At 48.7% G+C, this 1,400-nt stretch carries 1 protein-coding gene; it reads left to right on the forward strand.

Features of this window, described 5'->3' with window-relative positions:
- Positions 1 to 140 precede the first annotated feature (140 nt).
- Positions 141 to 1,400, forward strand: a 1,260-nt coding sequence (locus KDK19_RS00900; RefSeq protein ID WP_257291146.1) for a hypothetical protein, incomplete at its 3' end; no start/stop codon positions are given.

Genomic DNA, 1,400 nt, shown 5'->3' on the forward strand with positions numbered 1-1,400 from the left:
TACTACGAATAACAAGAATGACCAATGATGTTCCTTTATTTTTCCAAGGCAGAAAGTCAGTACAGATTGTAGTGGCGTTTTCTATCAAACGAAGAGGATAGGATTGTTATTATTGACTTAAGTTGTTTAGTGAGATTTGAATGCATTTTTACCGCTTATTCATAGCATTTGTTCTTTCCCTGCTAGCTTTGGCGGATGTGCCATTATGCTATTCCTCAACCCTGATTGACCGACATCATTTCGATGGGCACAAGGTGCGGATTGAAATCAATGAGGGTACAGATCCGCAACAGGAAGTAAATCAGTGGCAATTGAGCTTGCTGCTTCCGGAAGGTTTCAATGACCAAAACAGCGTCCTTTGCTTTAATACACCTGTGGTGCCAGCGGACTCGAACAGTATTGCGCTACCAGTAACGAATAACCTGAGCAACTATTGCTATCAACTAGTGATAATGAACGGGGAACAAACCCCCGTTTTCCAGCAGGCTTCTAAAAATGGCACACTTGTTCGTTTGAAATCCACGACGGCAGACAGGCCAGAACTGGCTTCCGTAAACACCCACCCACCCCTGAGCAGCAAACCTCATACTCCCCCACTCACCCTTCTGGCCTACACCGAAAACCTGACTGACCTTGGGTTGGAAACCGGGAAAACCCGGAACAACACACGAACGCTGACAGGAGACAAACTCGCTGGCAACGTCGATTTATCCGGTGGCGGCAACGGGGGCTTCTTTTATTTGCCTCCCCCTCCACCCTGGGGAGGTGGAGGGGGTTGGCCAACGGGATTATTCGAAATCGACCTGGTGGTCCTGCAACCGGTCATCTCATGGCTGCTGTCCATAGGCAAGGATTCTGCCTCGCTTGAGGAACAGCCATCCCCGACACGTCTGAAAATAACACGCGTCAATGCCGATGGTTCTTCCAGTGAAGCCGTTATACCCGTTGGTTGGCTTGATTTCCTGAATAGTGAGCAACTGACCGATGTTCACTTCTGGAACACCCTCTTCCAGCGTGGTGACACCTCTTGCCCGGCCAGCGAAAACCTTCAGTGGCAGCTTAACTGTTTAAAGCTATTTCTTGAGCGTACAGCCTTGAAGACAGATCATGCAGGTGGTTTGAAGGCAGGTAATGGGGATGGTGAACCCTCTGGCAGGGTTCCAGACAAAGAATCAAAAGACGAAGATAACCATCATCAAAAGGAGCAGAGATTTGAACCCGAAGGCCAGGAGAGCCGATCATCGGGAGAAGGCAATGAAGACAGAGAAGGTGGAGATGACAGCAAAGACGACAATGGAGAGGAGAGTGAAAAAAAGGCTACGACTCAAGACCTTCAGGAACTTGCGAACCAGCTTATAGCCATCATTGAAAGCGACGCTCCCGATGCCGTTTTTAAGCTG

The organism is Endozoicomonas sp. ONNA1 (assembly GCF_024606325.1).
GTDB lineage: Bacteria > Pseudomonadota > Gammaproteobacteria > Pseudomonadales > Endozoicomonadaceae > Endozoicomonas_A.